Annotated in this window: 15 protein-coding genes; 4 read left to right on the top strand and 11 right to left on the bottom strand. The window is 63.6% G+C overall.

Annotation, left to right across the window (positions count from 1 at the left end; translation table 11 throughout):
- Window positions 1-51: 51 nt before the first annotated feature.
- From CKJ84_RS06010 to trmB, 7 genes are read right to left on the bottom strand one after another with little or no spacing between them, the layout of a single operon-like run.
- Window positions 52-405 (bottom strand): DUF3054 domain-containing protein, encoded by a 354-nt coding sequence (locus CKJ84_RS06010; RefSeq protein ID WP_233125517.1) that lies wholly within the window; start codon window positions 403-405, stop codon window positions 52-54.
- Between the two features lie 41 nt (window positions 406-446).
- Window positions 447-1,751, bottom strand: coding sequence for a cyclopropane-fatty-acyl-phospholipid synthase family protein (locus tag CKJ84_RS06005; protein WP_095546235.1), 1,305 nt, complete (start codon window positions 1,749-1,751; stop codon window positions 447-449).
- 32 nt (window positions 1,752-1,783) lie between these two features.
- Complete coding sequence (locus tag CKJ84_RS06000) at window positions 1,784-3,268, bottom strand: FAD-binding oxidoreductase (protein WP_095546234.1); 1,485 nt, start codon at window positions 3,266-3,268, stop codon at window positions 1,784-1,786.
- Window positions 3,269-3,319: 51 nt separating this feature from the next.
- Entirely contained in the window at window positions 3,320-4,351 is a 1,032-nt protein-coding gene (locus tag CKJ84_RS05995; RefSeq protein WP_233125516.1) for a YbhN family protein, read from the bottom strand.
- Complete coding sequence (locus CKJ84_RS05990) at window positions 4,335-6,653, bottom strand: MMPL family transporter (protein WP_095546233.1); 2,319 nt, start codon at window positions 6,651-6,653, stop codon at window positions 4,335-4,337. The genes CKJ84_RS05995 and CKJ84_RS05990 overlap by 17 nt, the downstream gene beginning before the upstream one ends.
- 13 nt (window positions 6,654-6,666) lie before the next feature.
- Window positions 6,667-7,338 carry an NYN domain-containing protein gene (locus CKJ84_RS05985; protein ID WP_095275712.1) on the bottom strand — a complete coding sequence of 224 codons (672 nt, stop codon included), beginning with the start codon at window positions 7,336-7,338 and terminating at the stop codon, window positions 6,667-6,669.
- Between the two features lie 3 nt (window positions 7,339-7,341).
- Window positions 7,342-8,121 (bottom strand): tRNA (guanosine(46)-N7)-methyltransferase TrmB, encoded by a 780-nt coding sequence (gene trmB, locus CKJ84_RS05980; protein ID WP_095536024.1) that lies wholly within the window; start codon window positions 8,119-8,121, stop codon window positions 7,342-7,344.
- A gap of 382 nt (window positions 8,122-8,503) precedes the next feature.
- On the opposite strand from trmB, the gene CKJ84_RS05975 reads away from it, so the two are divergent.
- Both CKJ84_RS05975 and CKJ84_RS05970 read left to right on the top strand, forming a co-directional pair.
- Complete coding sequence (locus CKJ84_RS05975; RefSeq protein ID WP_095546232.1) at window positions 8,504-10,330, top strand: phosphoenolpyruvate carboxykinase (GTP); 1,827 nt, start codon at window positions 8,504-8,506, stop codon at window positions 10,328-10,330.
- Between the two features lie 573 nt (window positions 10,331-10,903).
- Window positions 10,904-12,670 (top strand): DUF726 domain-containing protein, encoded by a 1,767-nt coding sequence (locus tag CKJ84_RS05970; protein WP_095546231.1) that lies wholly within the window; start codon window positions 10,904-10,906, stop codon window positions 12,668-12,670.
- A 165-nt stretch (window positions 12,671-12,835) separates the two neighbouring features.
- Here the strand turns inward: CKJ84_RS05970 and CKJ84_RS05965 are convergent, their stop codons facing one another.
- Window positions 12,836-13,255 (bottom strand): hypothetical protein, encoded by a 420-nt coding sequence (locus tag CKJ84_RS05965; protein ID WP_133064877.1) that lies wholly within the window; start codon window positions 13,253-13,255, stop codon window positions 12,836-12,838.
- Between the two features lie 107 nt (window positions 13,256-13,362).
- A complete protein-coding gene (locus CKJ84_RS05960; protein ID WP_095546229.1) occupies window positions 13,363-14,112 on the bottom strand; it encodes a class I SAM-dependent methyltransferase in 750 nt (249 codons plus the stop codon).
- Between the two features lie 4 nt (window positions 14,113-14,116).
- Between CKJ84_RS05960 and CKJ84_RS05955 the strand changes: the two genes are divergently transcribed.
- Window positions 14,117-15,193 (top strand): glycosyltransferase family 4 protein, encoded by a 1,077-nt coding sequence (locus tag CKJ84_RS05955; RefSeq protein ID WP_095546228.1) that lies wholly within the window; start codon window positions 14,117-14,119, stop codon window positions 15,191-15,193.
- Here the strand turns inward: CKJ84_RS05955 and CKJ84_RS05950 are convergent, their stop codons facing one another.
- Window positions 15,194-15,649, bottom strand: a complete 456-nt coding sequence (locus tag CKJ84_RS05950; RefSeq protein WP_095537473.1) for a DIP1984 family protein — start codon at window positions 15,647-15,649, stop codon at window positions 15,194-15,196.
- A gap of 403 nt (window positions 15,650-16,052) precedes the next feature.
- On the bottom strand, window positions 16,053-16,181 hold the full coding sequence (locus CKJ84_RS12605) for a hypothetical protein (protein ID WP_255407227.1): 129 nt from the start codon (window positions 16,179-16,181) through the stop codon (window positions 16,053-16,055).
- Here CKJ84_RS12605 and CKJ84_RS05945 point away from each other — a divergent pair.
- Window positions 16,128-17,377 (top strand): IS3 family transposase gene (locus CKJ84_RS05945; protein ID WP_369801163.1). Its coding sequence is split into 2 segments (ribosomal slippage): window positions 16,128-16,476 and window positions 16,476-17,377, totalling 1,251 coding nucleotides; the frame shifts between segments, so codons are not numbered across the junction. The two genes, CKJ84_RS12605 and CKJ84_RS05945, sit on opposite strands and share 54 nt — an antisense overlap.
- Window positions 17,378-17,478 lie beyond the last annotated feature (101 nt).

Genomic DNA, 17,478 nt, shown 5'->3' with positions numbered 1-17,478 from the left:
TGTCAACGGCATCCAGACCGGCGACCCGATGTACAACTTCGGCTCGAGCTTCTAGCCCTTCTTTGCCACCAGCTTGGCAATGCCGCGCCAGCCGAGCATGAGCAGCGCGGACATCACGGTGGCCACGATGATGAAGGACCAGTGCGGGATGGACTGGTTGCGGATCCCCCAAATGACCAGGCCGGTGATGACGGTGACCGGCCAAATGATGCCGCCTTTGTTATCGCGGGCGATGAGCCAGCCGAGCGTCACTCCGAGCGCGAATGGCCACAGCGTGGACAGCCAGCCGGTGAAGTTAAACGGCATCTCCTCGGTCTGGTGCGCGGCGCGCGCGAGCAGCGCAAACACCGCGATAGCGACGTAGTCAGCGGCGATGGCGTACGGCTTCGAAATCGTTTTCTTCATACCCGCCATGCTAGCGCCTCGCGGTACTGAAAACACCGCGCCTAGAATACCGAGTCGTTCCACCAGCGGCGCTCGGGCGTGCCGGAGCGGGAGCCTTCGCTATCCAGCTTGATGCCCATCACCTGGTGCAGCTCCACGATGTCGTGCTCGAAGCCCCACTCGGAGCCCGCCATGTACATGCCCCAGAGCTTGGCCGTGTTCAGCCCGACGAGCTCGACCGCCTCGTCCCAGTGTTCCTTAAGGTTCTCGCACCAATCGCGCAGCGTGCGCATGTAGTCGAAGCGGAGGTTCTCCTCGTGGACAACCTCGAACCCGTGGTCCTGCATCTTGCGCACGATAGTGCCGGAGCCGGTGAGCTCGCCGTCCGGGAAGATGTAGCGGCCGATGAAATCGCCCTTGTTCGTCTTGTGGTTGTCCGGGAACGTGATGCAGTGGTTGACCATCACGCCGCCCGGGCGCAGCTTGCTGGAGAGGAAGTCGAAGTAGGAGGCGTAGTTCTTTACCCCGATGTGCTCCATGAGCCCGATGGAGGAGACCGCGTCAAAGCCGGACTCGGTGACGTCGCGGTAGTCCAGGTGACGTACCTCCGCGAGGTGCTCGAGTCCCTCCTCCTTGATCTTCGCCTGCGCCCATTCGGCCTGTTCTTTGGACAGGGTGACGCCGAGTGACTTCACGCCGCGCTTGGCGGCGTAGCGCACCATCGTGCCCCAGCCGCAGCCGATGTCCAGGTGGCGGTCGCCCGGCTTGAGGTGGAGCTTTTCAAAGACGAGGCGGAACTTGTTTTCCTGGGCCTCGTCCAGACTGGCGTCCTCGGTGGGGTAGTAGGCGCAGGTGTAGGCCATGGACTCGCCGAGGAACAGCTCGTAGAAGTCGTTGCCCACGTCGTAGTGGGAGGAGATGACCTCCGCGTCGCGCTCCTTGGAGTGGGGCGCGAGGCCCTCGCGAACGGTGCGCTCAAACCAGGAGGCCTGCTCCGCCTCCGGCACGGGCTGGATCTGGAACGCACCCATGCCGCGCAAGGAGCGCACGATGCGCCAGAGTTCCTTTGGGTTCGGGCGCTTGTAGTGGGCGTAGAGGTTGCGCAGCTTATCAAACACCGCGTACGGGTGTGCTAGGTGCTCGCCCTCGACCCCGAGTCCGCCGGTGACCCAGGCGCGCGCCAGGCCGACGTCGCCAGGTGCGGTGGCGATGTAGGACAGCCCCTCAGGGCTGTTCACGCGCACCGTGTGCTCCGCGCCCACCGGCCCTGTGGAGGACCCGTCGAACGCTTCCCAGCGGAACGGGTTGTACGTGGGGAACAGGGTATCCACGATGTCGGCCACGGTCATTGGTACGAACTTGCTCATGTGCTTTCTTCTCCTGTGCGCTGCGGTGTGCGCTATGCGTTGTTGACAGTTTTTTCAAACAGGCCCGGGAAGCGTCGGTCCGGGTCGTACGTGGCCTTCATCCGCTCTGGCAGGTCGCCGCCGTAGAGGCGTTCGAACTCGGGCCGGTCGTAGAAGGCCTCGGAGTAGAGCGACTTGTGGCCGCCCAGCTCGCTTACTTTGCGCTCGATCACCTTGTTAAAGGCGCCCGGCTCCTGGGCGGGCGAGACGTGGTCGGCGGGCACACCCGACCAGAACCCGACGTTGACCCAGGTTGTGCCCGGTTCGAGCGGGTAGAGCGGCCACGGGGCGTGCTCAGGCAGACCAAGCTGTGAGAGCGCAGCCGAGTCGCTGCGCAACCTGATGGGGCAGAGCCAGATGGGCTCGATCTCGCTGGCTTGGAAGAACCAGTCGAGGAACTCGGCGACATGTGCGTCGGTGACCTCGATGTCTTGCACGACGCGCTCGGTGCGCGGCAGGTTCTTGGGCTTTTTGAGGAAGCGGTATTCCAGATCGTACTTTTTGTCCAGCCCGACCAACTTCCAGTAGAAGGCGCTGCGTCTAAGCTCGCGGGGCCAGAACCGGCGCACCTTCGGGCGCTGCGTGCCAAAGGCGCGCGAGCACCAGAACCAGTCGGTGTCCCAGCGCCAGATGTAGTCGCGGATCGTGAGGAAGTCGTGCGTGATGCCCTCGGGGTGCTGCAGGGAGCGGTAAAAGATCGCGTCGCGCGTGTAGTCGGAGGTGCCCGGGGCGTCGTCGGCCTGGAAGGCGAGCACCAGGTACTGCTCTTCCGGGGAGAAGGCTACGCCGTCAAGCCCGTGCACCGTGCGGCCGTCCCACGATCCGGAGGCGGAGACGGCGCTGAGCGCTTCCTGGAAGTCACGCAGGGAGTGGAAGCGTGCGTGCTGCAGCTCCACGTATGGCGCGACGTACTCCAGCTCGATCTTCAGGCGCACCGCGTAGCCGAGGGAGCCGTACGAGTTGGGGAAGGCGCGGAAGAGGTCCACGTTCTCCTCGCGTGAGCAGCGCACAATGTCGCCAGTGCCGGTGAGCACGTCCATCTCGATGACAGACTCGTGTGGCAGGCCGTTGCGGAAGCTGGTGGACTCCACACCCATGCCGGAGACGGCGCCGCCGAGTGTGATGGTCTTCAGCTGGGGGATGACCAGGGGCGCGAGGTGGAAGGGCAGGGTGGCGTCGACAAGCTGCTCGTACGTGCACATCCCCTGGACATCCGCGGTTTTAGCAACCGGGTCGATGGCGATGACCCCGCCGAGGCCGCTGACATCGAGGCCAGCGCCGGGCTCGACGCGCTTGCGAAACAAATTCGACGTGCGCTTGGCCAGGCGGACGCGCTCACCCGCGGGGACCTGCCGGAAGCTCGCCAGCAGGGTCTCCACGCCCTGGCTGTGCGCATGCCAGCCCACTGGAGTGACTCGTTCTCCGTCGACGCTGCGCACGCCAGCGAGGGACCTTGCGAGACCATCAGATACGCTCATGTATCGAACAATAGACCCATCGTCTGGACTTCGCGCGGCGGGGGAGCGCGCCTAGTCGCGCGGCGCGCCCAGCATGTAGCCGCGCCCGGCGTAACAGACAATGTGGACGCCCCAGCCGATCGCGGTGATGAGTACGAAGGAGATGATGCGGTAGATGAGGGTGGCGGCGGTGGCGTCGATAAGCGTCATGCCCGCTGCGACGAGCGAGGCGGCAGCGGCGGCCTCGACGGTGCCGACCCCTCCCGGGGTGACCTGGGCGGCGCCGGCGAGCTTGGTCATGATGAACGCGAGCGTGACCCCCATGAGGCTCGCCCGGTTGAGCTCCGCGTGGAGTCCGGGCGCGTCGCCGACGACGGACCAGACGCAGAAGTAGAAGACCACGACGTCCAAGAGCCGGTTGCACAGGGAGCAAAACGCGGAGGAGAAGAACTGGCCGGCGGTCATGCGGATCTGGGAGACCTGCGTGATCACGTCGGCGACCTTGCCGCGCACGGAGCCGGGGAGGAAGCGGGTCCAGCGGGTCAGCAGTGCCGGGTGGCGGGTGGCCCAGAACATGGCGACGATGACGAGGACGGTGAGCACGATCGACGTGCACAAGGTAGCCGCGGACAGGTCGGCGCCGAGGAAGAGGACGGCGGCGAGCCCGATCAGCGCCATCCACACCGTGGAAAGCGCGCCGGAGATAACGAAGAACCAGCCGCACAGGCCGGGGGACGCGCCCCAGGAGCGTTGGACGCGGTAGGTCAACCACGCGGAGAGCGCGGGGCCGCCGGGCAGGGTGGTGGACCAGGCGTTGGAGCCGAGTGTGAGCGCCGTGGTGCGCGCCATGTCCGTGCGCTTGGCGTCGACGTTGAGCAGGATCTTCATCACCGCGGCCATGGCGACAATCGCGCCGAACGCGGCGACGACGGCACCGGCGATCGGGCCGGGCGCGTGAGTGACGGCGCGGCGCAGAGCCCGCCACGAGTCCGCGAGGAAGTCGAGCTCCTCCCAGAACGCGGTGACGAGGAGTGCGAGCAGGGCGACGGGCGCGAGCCAGCGCACCCACCGCATCACCTGCGCGCGGCTACCGCTCGAGCTCACGCTTTTGGGTGTACTCAAGGGCCTTGCGCTCCTCCAGCTGGCGCATGAGCTCGCGGAACGGGACGAGTTCGTGGTTCTCGTCCACCGAGACGCCGGCGCGGCCCGGGTGGGTCTCCGGGTCGTCGGCGGGCAGCGCGGGGGCGGCAGGCGCGCGCTGGCTGCCCGCAGTGCCCGCGCTGCTCTCGCCGCCTTCACCGAGGGAGGCGTAGGCGCGCTTGATGCAGCGGGGCGCCCACCAGTTGTCCTCGCGCAGCAGGTGCATCACCGCGGGGACGAGCAGGAGGCGGATAATCGTGGCGTCGAGCGCCAACGAGAAGATCATGCCGAAGGCGATGTACTTCATCATCACGATGTCGCTCATGGCGAAGGCGGCGGCGACGACGATCATGATGGCCGCGGCGGCGGTGATGATGCCGCCGGTGTGCGCGGTACCGTCCTTGATTGCGCGGTCCGTGGGCGCGCCGTTGTGGCGGGCCTCCACCATGCGAGAGACCAGGAAGACCTCGTAGTCCGTGGACAGTCCGTAGAGGATCGCCACAATAAGCACGAGCACCGGGCTCATCAGCGGGCCAGGGGTGAAGTTGAGCAGGCTCGCGCCGTGGCCGCCGACGAAGACGGCGGTGAGGAAGCCCAGCGTGGCACCGATGCCCAGCACGTTCATGATCACGGCCTTGGCGGGCAGGATGATCGAGCCGAAGAGCAGCGCCATGAGCAGGAAGGTGGCGAGCACCATGTACAGCGCCATCCACGGCAAGCGGTGGAGGAGCGCCTCGATGGACTCGACCTCCATCGCCGGTGTGCCGGAGACGTACGTCTGCACGCCGTCCGGGACGTCCAGGTCACGCAGCTGGTCCACGACCTCCTGGCCGCCGTTGCGGTCTGCCAGCGGGGCGGAGAGGATCGTGGTGCCGTCCTGGGTGGGGTGCGAGGGCTTCAGCGGCGAGGCCAGGCCGGAGACCTGGCGCGTCTGCATGACAATGTTGCCCAGCTGCTCGTTCGACGCCCCGGTGACCACCAGCTTCACCGGGTCGGTGCGGAAGGTGGGGAACGCCTCGTTGAACTCGTCCTGCGCCTGGCGCGTTTCCTGTGTGGGCGGCAGGTAGGACTCGTTGATGCCGCCGAAGGTGATGCCCACCATCGGGGCGGTGATGAGGAACAGCAGGGCGGTGATGCCCACGACCACCTTCTTGGAATTGCGCATGGCCCACGCCGGGATGCGGTACCAGACCGTATCCTCCAGGCGACGGGCCGTGCGGCTGGTGCGGCGCACCGACCACATGTCGATACGCTTGCCCAGCATGCTGAACAGCGCGGGCAGCACCGCCACCGAAATCACCGCGGCAAGGACGACCGCGCTGATCGCGCCGTAGGCCACGGACTTGAGGAAGGCCTGCGGGAACATGAGCAGGCCGGAAAGCGCCACGCCCACCATGAGCGCGGAGAAGAACACGGTCTTGCCCGCCGTCGTGGTGGTCACCGCCACCGCCTCTTCCACCTCCAGGCCGCGGTCGAGCTCCTCGCGGAAGCGGGAAACCATGAACAGGCCGTAGTCAATGGCCAGGCCCAGGCCCAGCAGCGTAATCACGGACTGGGAGAAGATGTTGACCTGCTGGAACTGCGCCAGGACGGACAGCAGCGACAGGGAACCAAGGATGGACAGGATGCCCACGATCAGCGGCATCGCCGCCGCCACCACGCCGCCGAAGACGAAGAGCAGGATGATGGCCACGAAGATGAGGCCGACCTTCTCAGCACGGGCGATGTCGTTGGCCATGCCGTCGTCCAGTGCGTCGGCCACGGCGGTCGCGCCCGCGATTTGCACGGTCGCGTCGCCGGGCAGCTCGATGGCGCGCAGGTCCGGCTCGATCGCGCGGAAGTCCTTGAGCGTCTGCTCCCCATCACCTTTCAGCCCGATTGCGGCGAACGCTTGGGTGCCGTCCGCGGTCACCTGCTGCTGGTTCGGCTTGGCAAAGTAGCTGGTGACGTGGTCGATCTGCTCCGGGTGATTGTCCTGGAGGGCAGAGATTTGGGAATTCGCGGCGTCGATAAGCGCCTTGTCCTGCACGCCGCCGGGGGCCGAGACGAGCACGATGACATCGCCGGCGTTGTCGCGGCCGAACGTGTCCTGCTCGATCTGTGCGGCGGCCGTGGATTCGGCGCCGGGGTCTTCCCAGCCCTCCTGCGAGAGGCGGTCGCCCAGCTTGGCGCCGAAGAGGACCTGCATCACCAGGATGATGGCAATGACCACCAGCGGGATGACCCGGCGGTGGCGGAAGGCGACGCGGCCCCACCTGTAAAACACGAGGGAGGCCTCCTTAGTCGCGGTTGTGCAGCAGCGCCGACAGCGGGCGGAACGGCTGCATCCAGGCGCCGCCGTCCGGCAGGTGGTCCAGGTTGACGCGCGGCAGCGGCTCGCGGAACACACCCGGAATGTCTTCCAGGTCCACAAAGTCCACCGCGTCAGAGTTCACGGCCCACGAGGCATGCTCGTGGAAGCCGAGCACCTGCACCGGGATGCCCTCGGCGGCGAGCTCCTCGATGCGCTCCTGGAAGTTCTGCCCGTCCGCGGACGCGACCACGAGGCCGCGCAGGACGCCCTCTTCGTAGCGGCGCTCGATGTGGTCCAGCATGTCCTGGTCCACGTCCGAATCCTCGTCCACCTTCGGCTTGGCAAAGACGGCGAAGCCGACGTTGCGCAGCGCCTCCACCCAGGGGCGCACCGCCTCGGTGTTGCCGGGGGAGACGTTGGTAAACACGGTGGCTTCGGGCTCGACCTGCGTGCCGGTCTCCGCGGAGCGCTCGTCCGCCTCGCCGACCAGCCAGCGGCCGATCGCGTCGAAGCGGGGACGGTAGGCGGCGGTGGGGCGGCTGCCCAGGATGGCGCCGAGCCCCATGTCCAGGTTCGGCGCGTCCCACACCAGCAGGTAGGACTCCGGCCCGGCCGGTGCGCCCTCGGTGTACGGGTGCGTCTTGTCCTGCAGAACCATTGGTTACTTCCTCTCCCAGAGGTACTCGCGGATCACGTGGTCCTTGTTCAGGCCCTTGCCCTCAAACTTAGTAATCACCTGGCGGTCCGTCAGCAGCGGGGCGTCCGGCCACGGCCAACCCTTGTACTCCAGCAGCGGCTCCACATCCACCAGCTCGTCGATCCACTCGGCGTAGTCGGCGTGGTCGGTGGCCACGTGCAGCACCCCGCCGGGCTTGAGGCGGGTGGCGATCAGGTTGAGCGTGCCCGATTGGATGATGCGCCGCTTGTGGTGGCGCGCCTTGGGCCACGGGTCTGGAAAGAAGACGCGTACGCCGTCGAGCGAGGCTTCCGGGAACATGCGCGCCAGCACCTCCACGCCGTCGCCGCGCACCATGCGGACGTTCTCAATCCCGCCGCGCACGACCGCGCCGAGCAGCTTGGCCAAGCCGGGTTTGTACAGCTCCACCGCGATCACGTTGGTGTCCGCCTCGAGCGGCGCCATCGCGGCGGTGGAGGTGCCGGTGCCCGAGCCGATCTCCACAATCGTGGGGTGGCCCGCGCGCCCGAACCACTCGTCCACGTCAATGTGCCCGTCCGTCTCGTTCGTGAGCACGCGGCCGAGGCGCGGCCAGTGCTCGTTGAATAGGGCCTCCTGGTTCTCCGTGAGCGTGCCGCGGCGGAAGGTCACCGAGCCGAGCCGCGGGTAGTCCAGCCCGGTGCCAAAGTCAGTTTGCAGCGGGCGCCCGGCGGGCAGCTCGCCAGTCCCCTCGCGGGGAGTTTGGGAAAAATCAGCGTTATTCATTGTGTTTATTGTCCACATGACGTGCAGTGACGCAAGTTTGTGAGGGGCTTTCGTGCGCTTATCGACGCCCCCTTGCCACCCCATTCCAGGGGGAGGCGCCACGCAGGTCGGGCAACGGTGTCCGTTTGACCCCCGCGCGGTCCCCCGTTTGCCCAGTGTGCCGCGCTGTTTCGGGCTTGTTTTACGGCGGACGTATACCCCCAAATGGGGAGGTGGTGGCCCCAAATCCGCACGCGAATGTATGGTGTGCGTCACTTCAGGGTGTAGCGTTCTACCTGGGAAAACGTGGATTCTATCCGGCGCGCCCGCGATTCAGATACGCTGGAAATCCCGAGGATTTGTGCGGGGACGCAAAGCGGACGTGAACTATGAAGGAGAGCACATGACCACTGCAGTGAACCGTTTGGAGGGTACGGCTCCGACGGACAATGAAGCACTTATTGCCTGGGTAAACGAGTCGGTCGAGCTGTTCCAGCCCGACAAAGTGGTCTTCGCCGACGGTTCCCAGGAGGAGTGGGACCGCCTGGCCGCAGAGCTGGTAGAGAAGGGCACCCTGCTCAAGCTGAACGAGGAGAAGCGCCCGAACTCCTTCCTGGCTCGCTCCAACCCCTCCGACGTTGCCCGCGTGGAGTCCCGCACCTTTATCTCTACGGAGGAAGAGGAGGGCGCCGGCCCGACCAACAACTGGATGAAGCCGGCCGCGCTGAAGGAGGAAATGCTCGAGCACTTCTCCGGTTCCATGAAGGGCCGCACCATGTACGTGGTGCCCTTCTGCATGGGCCCGATTAGTGATCCGGATCCGAAGCTCGGCGTCCAGCTCACCGACTCCGCCTACGTGGTCATGTCCATGCGCATCATGACCCGCATGGGTCAGGAGGCCCTGGACAAGATTGAGGGCGACAAGTTCGTCCACTGCCTCCACTCCGTCGGCGCTCCGCTCAAGCCGGGCCAAGAGGACGTTGCGTGGCCGTGCAACGACACCAAGTACATCTCCCAGTTCCCTGAGACCAAGGAGATCTGGTCCTACGGTTCCGGCTACGGCGGCAACGCCATCCTGGCCAAGAAGTGCTACGCGCTGCGCATCGCTTCCGTGATGGCCAAGGAGGAGGGCTGGATGGCCGAGCACATGCTCATTCTCAAGCTCACCAGCCCGGAGGGCAAGAACTACCACGTCGCTGCGGCGTTCCCGTCGGCGTGCGGTAAGACCAACCTGGCCATGCTCACCCCGACGCTGGAGGGCTGGACCTCCGAGGTCGTGGGCGACGACATTGCGTGGCTGCACCTCAAGGAGGACGGCCTGTACGCCGTGAACCCGGAGAACGGTTTCTTCGGCGTTGCGCCGGGCACGAACTACAAGTCCAACCCGAACGCGATGCGCTCCATGGAGCCGGGCAACACCCTGTTCACCAACGTCGCGCTGACCGATGACGGCGATGTCTGGTGGGAGGATATGGACGGCGAACCGCCGGCCCACCTCATCGACTGGCGTGGCAACGACTGGACCCCGGACTCCGCCGAGAAGGCGGCGCACCCGAACTCCCGCTACTGCGTACCGATCAAGCAGTGCCCGACCGCTGCGCCGGAGTTCGACGACTGGCGTGGTGTGAAGCTGGACGCAATCCTGTTCGGTGGCCGTCGCCCGGACACCGTCCCGCTGGTCACCCAGGCACTGAGCTGGGAGCACGGTACCCTCATCGGCGCGATGCTCTCCTCCGGCCAGACCGCTGCCTCTGTGGAGGCGAAGGTCGGCTCCCTGCGCCACGACCCGATGGCCATGCTGCCGTTCATCGGCTACAACGTGGGCGACTACTTCCAGAACTGGCTGGACATGGGCGAGCGCGGCGGTGACCGTCTGCCGTCCATCTTCTTGGTCAACTGGTTCCGTCGCGGCGAGGACGGTCGCTTCCTGTGGCCGGGCTTCGGCGAGAACTCCCGCGTGCTCAAGTGGGTCGTGGAGCGCATCGAGGGCAAGGTCGGGGCCGAGGAGACCCCGGTTGGCCACACCGCACGGGTGGAGGACCTGGACCTGACCGGCCTGGACACCCCGGCCGAGGATGTCAAGGAGGCGCTCTACCCGGATCCGGAGCTGTGGGCTCACGACGTGGCAGACGGCCGCGAGTACCTCGAGGGCCTTGGCTCCCGCGTACCGCAGGAACTGTTCGACCAGCTCGATCAGCTTGCTGAGCGCGTGAAGGCAGCGCGCAGCTAGCCTGCTGACCCAAAAGGCCCGCCTGTTTGAATGTGAACTGGCGGGCCTTTCGTCATGCGAATTTTGCGGCGAGTGTTGTGAGCCCCGTTCTGTGCTGTATCCCGTGCTCTCGCAGGAAGGCGGAGACTTTCTTCTTGATGGTGATTTCTGCGTAGGTGAGCCACGTTGCGATCTGGCGGTTGGTTGTCCCCTCAGAGTTTTGTTTTTGCGGTTGTCACGTTGCCGTTAGCAACAGGGTGAATTGCCTCGATGATCTCAGCCGGGCGTTGACTCTTGATTGCATGCCTTGCGGCTGAAGCGCCCCAGGTTTTGTTCCGTTTGAGTAGATGGGAAAAGCTGGAATATGACGAGAAAATTTGACCAGGATGCGAAGGACCGCGTGGTTCGTCTCGTGGAAGACCGAATCTTGGCGCAAAATATGTCGATGCAAGCCGCGTGCCAGGCAGTAGCCCCAACTTGTTTACACAACTCTTCGCACGGTTGCATTTGCTAACTAATATCCGGCCGCTAAATTGGCAGTTGCTGACATAAAATCAACACAATTCTTATTCCTTGACTGAAAGGCTATCCGCCATGGCCAAGAAGAACTCCATTGAGTCTGCCGCAATTTCGTTCAGCTCTGAGGAGGATGGCGCCTTTTCCTGCGAGCTGCGTTCCAATCTTGGTCGGTTTGTGCGCGTTGTGCAGCGCGGTGATATTCAGTCGCCGGAGGTAGAGGGCGATCCGGAGCTAACTGAATCGACGGCTATCGTAAATGCGCTGTGGCTTGCCGCGGTGGGGCAGAAGGAATCGGATGATGTGGAAGCACAACTTCCGTCTGTCGTGGCTGCGGTGCAGGAAGACTTCAATTTCAATAACGAATTTATTAGCCCAGATGATCAAAGAGACTTCGCCGCTAAGGCAGTAAAGCGCGCAGTCAAGCGTCAAGAAGGTGAGGTCCAAGAACTTAGGGAGCAAGCTATTGCTTCCGCAAAGTTGGCCACGACTTTGGCCGAGCTCATGGACACGCTAAGCGACGACACCGAAGAAGGCTGGTGCTCTCGTTGCTTGACCAAATCCACCCACAGGAAGTCCAAGTCTAAATCGCTGTATGTATGCGAAAGCTGCGGCTCGGCGACGTCCCACTGTACCGTACCCCAGTGCAATAACTTCGCCGCTGCTGGCCTAGGCTTGGTGGCTTTGCCAGCCGTGTGCGCAGAACACCTTCATCAGGTTCCGGACTTTGAGAGCCTCGAGCATCGCATTGATGACCTCACTCAGTGGCGTGAGCTGCGCGAATTCAAGGCAACCAATGTTGGTCGCGCAGCCAAGTTTGCTGCTGTTGGCGCCGTCGCCCTAGTTCTCGGAGTTGCCGGTGGATGGGTTGCTGCACCGATGGTAGGCAGCGCTTATGGAACCACGATTCTTGGGTTATCTGGCGCTGCTGCCCACAATGCTGGCCTAGCAGCGCTCGGCTTCGGCTCTTTGGCCTCGGGCGGGTTGGGGATGGCAGGAGGAAGCCTGGTCGTTACTGCTGCTGGTGGACTGCTTGGCTCCGCCTACGGAATTAAGGCGCTTAACTCTTATGTTGGCGAGGATGACTCCTTTGATATTCAGTGCGTCCGCAAGGGGAGCGGCACGCCCGTTCTCATTGCGCGTGGTTTTACCACTGAGAAGAAGCTAGATTGGCGGACGGAAGTTAAATCGGTTGAAGCCGCGTACCCTGATTCCCCGATTTACCTCGTGACGTGGGGCAGCAAGGAAATTCTGGAGCTTGCTGGTTTTCTTTCCCCAGGTGTTGGCCTCGTCGGAGGTGGCGTGCTGAAGGGGATGGTCAAACATGCCGGAACGAAGCTGGCTAAGAAGGCAACGCCTGCCGGTCTGGCGCTAGGTGTTGTGGATCTGGTCAAGAACCCATGGACGGTTGCAGTTAACCGTGCAAATAAGACTGCCCTAGCTCTCGCCGCAATTATCCAGCGCTCCAACCTAGAGTCCGTGGTACTCGTAGGGCATAGCTTGGGTGGCCGCGTCATGCTAAACCTCGCTACTGCACTTGCGGGCGCTGCCGGAACTGAAAACGAGGTCCGGGTTGAAGCCGTGCATCTTCTGGGCGCGGCCATTGGTCAAGATACGAGGTGGGATTCTGCTGGTGAATTCCTAACCGGCGTCGTCCACAACTACCATTCCCACAGTGACCGGGTCCTCGGGTACCTATACCCTGCCGCGATGGGCGGTAGGAAAGCGATCGGTTTTGAGGGCTTGGACGCTAGTTTCGCGGTTAATCACGACGTGAGCGAGGAAGTTAAATCGCATTCTGCTTACTACGAGAACGTACAACTAGCTCGTGCCGTTCAAGACTAGGTAGGAAATAAACCCAGGACGCTTCACGACCGGCTATTTGGTGGCAGCGTCGTGACTTTCCGGAGGCGCTTGAGTGAGTATCGGGTAACGCATTGGTGACCCCGAGACTGACTACAGGGCACGCGACATTATCAGAGGAGTCTGATCGTGACTGACTGCCCGACGCTATTGCACAGTAATTTTGACAACTTGCGGTGCGTCGAAGCTCTTTACTATCGCGTGGCCTTCCAAACGCTTTTTACCGGAGGAAAGGGCACTAACACTGGGGCATGATGCGTCAATGCGTTCTTCGCCGGGCTTGAGCTCCCAGTAGTAGACGGAATTCTTGTCGGTGTAGTGCACTTTCTCCTGGCGCAGGCCTCCGAGTGCGCATACACCTGCTGTCTTTCCATCCACCGTGACGACCTGGATCACAGACTTCTCGCCGCGGGGCTCGACGGTTGGTGCTTTCGAGGAAGATTCCCCAACTGCGATAGCTGTCACGAGGGAAATCAGGGCAATCACGCTGGCTAGAAGCGCTCCCACCGTGTGTGGGGTGAAAGGAATCTGCTTCATTGCAGCTTGAAGTTGGGATGGGAGTTGCATTGCGGTCCTTCTCTTTCAGGGGGCTCATCGATACGGGCTGCTACTGTCGGCCGCCTCGGGGTAAGTATCTATCACGCACCCCGTAAAAGCAATGGAATCTGGCGAGCCTATCCGCGCAGCACAAGCACCAGGTTCGAAACCGCGAACTCTCGGAGGACGGGCACGCGCGAAAGCCACCACGCCCAATGCGGGTGGTAGCGCGGGAAGGCGGTGAGCAAGCGGCCGGTTGATTCCGCCCACTTGAGCCCTTCGCGGGCCGAGACCGCGAACAGGGAGGTGCCCCACACGTTCTTGGGCGGTTTCCCATGCTTCCGCTCGTAGCGTCGGCGTGCGAACCCTCCGCCGATGTAGTGCTCCCACAACCCAGTCTCGTGGCCGCCGAAGGGGCCTAGCCACACGGTGTAAGACAGTACGACCAGGCCGCCGGGTTTGACCACGCGCAGCATTTCCTCGCCCATAGCTCGCCAGTTGGGGATGTGTTCGGCCACGTTGGAGGAGTACACGAGGTCGAATGAGCCGTCGGCGAAGGGCAAGTGTGCCCCGTCGCCGCGCACCGCGCCGAAGCCGGTAAGCCCCGCGGCGGAAAGCTCGGAGACGTCCGGCTCCATCCCGACGTAGAAGGTGTCCGCAAAGACGTCGGCGAAGTAGCCGGGCCCGCCGCCGACGTCCAACACAGCACGTCCGGTGAGGCCGGTTTGGCTGGGGGCGGTGGTGTCCTGCCACAGGGCGTCGAGAAGCATGCGGGTGTCGCGCGCCAGGCCGGTGTAGAACACGGCGGGGCGGAACTGCTCGTAGGCAAACGAGCGCAGAAGGCGCAGCGAACGTGCCAGGGTGGCGAGGCGGCGGGTACGGTACATAGCAATGAAGATACTGCTGATGTGCTGGCGCGACTCCACCCACCCGCAGGGTGGCGGCAGCGAACGCTACCTGGAACGCGTTGGCGAGTACCTCGCGACGCAGGGCCACGAGGTCATTTTCCGGACCTCGAGCCACACCGATGCGCCGCGGCGCAGCACTCGTGCCGGCATCCGCTTCGAGCGCGCCGGCGGTAAGTACGGCGTGTACGTGCTGGCACCGCTGTCGATTTGGCGCAACCGGCCGGACGTGATCGTGGATACGCAAAACGGGATCCCGTTCTTCGCGCGCCTGTTCACGCGCCGCCCGGTCGTGCTGCTCACGCACCACTGCCATAAGGATCAGTGGCCGGTGGCGGGCCCGGTCATCGGGAGGCTGGGCTGGTTTTTGGAGTCCAAGGTGGCGCCGCGGGTGTATCGGGGTGTGCGGTATGTGACGGTGAGTGAGGCGTCGAAAAGCGATTTGGTGGCGCTCGGCGTGCGCGAGCGCGACATCGCGATTGTGGAAAACGGCGTGGATCCGATCCCGGACGAGCTGCCCGTGGTGCCCGACGACGGCAAGGTGCACGTGGTCACCTTGTCGCGGCTCGTGCCGCACAAGCGCATCGAGCACGCGATCGACGCGGTGGCTGGGCACGAGGACGTGGTGCTGGACATCCTCGGTTCCGGTTGGTGGGAGGATAAACTGCGCGAGTACGCGGCGGGGCGGGCGGAGATCCGCTTCCACGGGCATGTCAACGACGCGTATAAGCACGCGATCCTCTCGCGCGCGGCGCTGCACCTCATGCCGAGCGCGAAGGAAGGGTGGGGTATCGCAGTCATTGAGGCCGCGCAGCACGGCGTGCCGACGGTCGGCTACCGCGGCGCCGGCGGCGTCAACGACTCCATCATCGACGGCGAAACCGGCCAGCTCGTCGATACAAAGGCCGAGTTTGTGCAGGCAGTGGAGCAGTTGCTTGTCGACGCCCCACTGCGCCGCCGCCTCGGCGCCGCCGCCCAGGCGCGGGCGGAGAAGTACTCGTGGGTAGCAACGGGAGAGAAGTTCGCCGCGGTGCTGCGCAGCGTGGTTGGCGCCAAGCGCTAGTTACCGCAGCTCAGTGGCCCAGTTCAGCTGCTGGATCTTCGTATCCAGTTGGCGGTACTCCTTGGCAGCGCCGTCGGACATCTTGCGCAGTGCGGCCGCATCCACGGTGGGCACGTAGCGCACCTCGGAACGCGAGTAGCGGTCGATCCGCGCCGTCGCCGAGTCCGCGACCGCGGAGTAGAAGCGGCCCGCGCGGACCAGCGCGTCGCGGCGCGCGATTGCGTCGGTCAGCGTGGCGTCGCCCTCGAAAGGCGTGACCGAGTTGGTGTGGTTGATGCGGCGCACCAACACCTCAATCTGTTCCAGCACGTGCGCTGCCTCTTTGAGCAGCTCAGCTGGGTCCTCGGCGGGCTCGTCGCCCTCCTGCACGCGCGCCTGCTCAACCAGGCGGGAGCGCAGCTCGTCTAGGCGGTGCTGCGCCTCGGCGCGTTGTGCGAGTGCCTCTGCAAGCAACATGGTGGCCCCTTTCCTTTTTACGTATGCGTCCCCGTATCCCAACCCTCACGGGTCCCGGGTGTGGCGGGAGTGCGTCTTCCAACACTGCGGTAATACTCAGTTATCTGTGCGTTCCCTGGTGGGGAGTGCTCGTGTGCTCGATGCAGGCCGCGTCACAATGCAAGGGGTGGCCGTGCGGCAAAGGGCCTGATCAGAGTCTCCAGCCTTACCCGGGCTGGCGCGGGTGAGTGTTCGCTAAGACGCACGCCGCGGCCCGGGGTTCCCGCTACCGACAGCATGTAGCAGGACAGTATAGCAAAAACCGCAGCCCCCGGCCCGCGTTGTGAACTGCTCCCCATTAGTTGGACTGAGAAATCAGTTACCGACTAGTGGGGAGTAGTTTTCTTTGAGAGCACGAAGTTCGCTAAGTGAGCGGCAGCGCGAGCAGTTGGTTGAGCTTTTCGAGCAAGGCATGGGCTCTATAGCCGCTGCCAATGCTCTGGGTGTCTCCAAATACGCCGTCCGTACGTTGTACCGTCGGTTTCAGCTGCATGGCAGGCTATGTCTTGTGGAGAAACCGACAAAGCAGCAGTACTCGTTCGAGATCAAAAAGGAAGTTGTCCAACGCCACCTTGCTGGCGAGACAAGAATGGATCTTGCCCATGAGTTTGGCCTGTCGTCAGACCAACTCGTCAAAGACTGGGTGTGGAAATGGCGCAAAGGTGGCGATGAGGCACTAAAACCGAAGCCGAAAGGCAGGCCCAGAGGCTCGGCCGTCCCGAAGCGGCTTAGCGAGGAAGAGCAGCTGCGCCGTCAGATCGCGCGGTTGGAAGCGGAAAACGCTTATCTAAAAAAATTGCGGGACTTGAGGAATCAGGGACGCGCCTGAAAGTCCAGGCGATCGTCATTCTCAAGTCGCACCACCGCTTGGAATACCTCCTAGAGGCAGCTGGTATCCCACGGTCGACATTCTTCTACCACCAGAAACGACTCAGCCAACCGGATAAGCACGCCGCGCTTAAAGATGCGATTCGGGAAAGCTTCGAACGTAACAAGCATCGCTACGGCTACCGGCGAGTACTACTCGATCTGCGTAACCAGGGCTGGGTGGTCAACCACAAGCTCGTCTACAAACTCATGCGCGAGATGGGGCTGCGAGCCAAGGTCCGCCAACGCAGGCCTTATGTTTCCTACGCTGGGACGATCAGCCACATCGCCGACAACACACTCGACCGCAAGTTCACCCCGGATAAGCCAAACACCGTCTTTGTCAGCGACGTCACCGAGTTCAGGGTCCAAGGCCGCAAGGTGTATTTGTCACCGGTGATGGACTTGTTCGACCGCTCCATCGTCGCTCACACCGTGGCCACATCGCCGTCGACAGCCTTTACCGCCGATTCTTTATCCAAGGCGATCGCGGCGTGTGCGCCTGAACCCGGGTGGATGATGCACACCGATCAAGGCTTCCAGTACCAGCATGCCTCCTGGCGTGACCTGATCGGCGACAACGGTGGTGTGCAGTCGATGTCGCGTAAAGCCAACTGCTACGACAACGCGGTCATGGAGAACTTCTTTGGACACTTGAAGACAGAGATGTACCACGGTGAAGTCTTCGACACCGTCGCAGAGTTCAACCAGGCGATCGATGAGTACATCGGGTGGTACAACACCGAACGCATCCAACAACGACTCAAGGGCCTGACCCCGATGCAATATCGGAATCAGACCCTTGAACCCCTAACCGCTTAGAATTAAACCAGTCCAACTTTCGGGGGCTAGTTCATTGTGCGGGGAGGGGGCTGCGGTTGTGCTGTGCTTGCGGCTCGCGTACGCGACGCCTGTGTCTGCGA

The sequence above is a fragment of the Corynebacterium sp. NML 120412 genome (assembly GCF_002285155.1).
Classification (GTDB): domain Bacteria; phylum Actinomycetota; class Actinomycetes; order Mycobacteriales; family Mycobacteriaceae; genus Corynebacterium; species Corynebacterium gottingense.
This window is presented reverse-complemented; position numbering and strand designations above follow the sequence as displayed.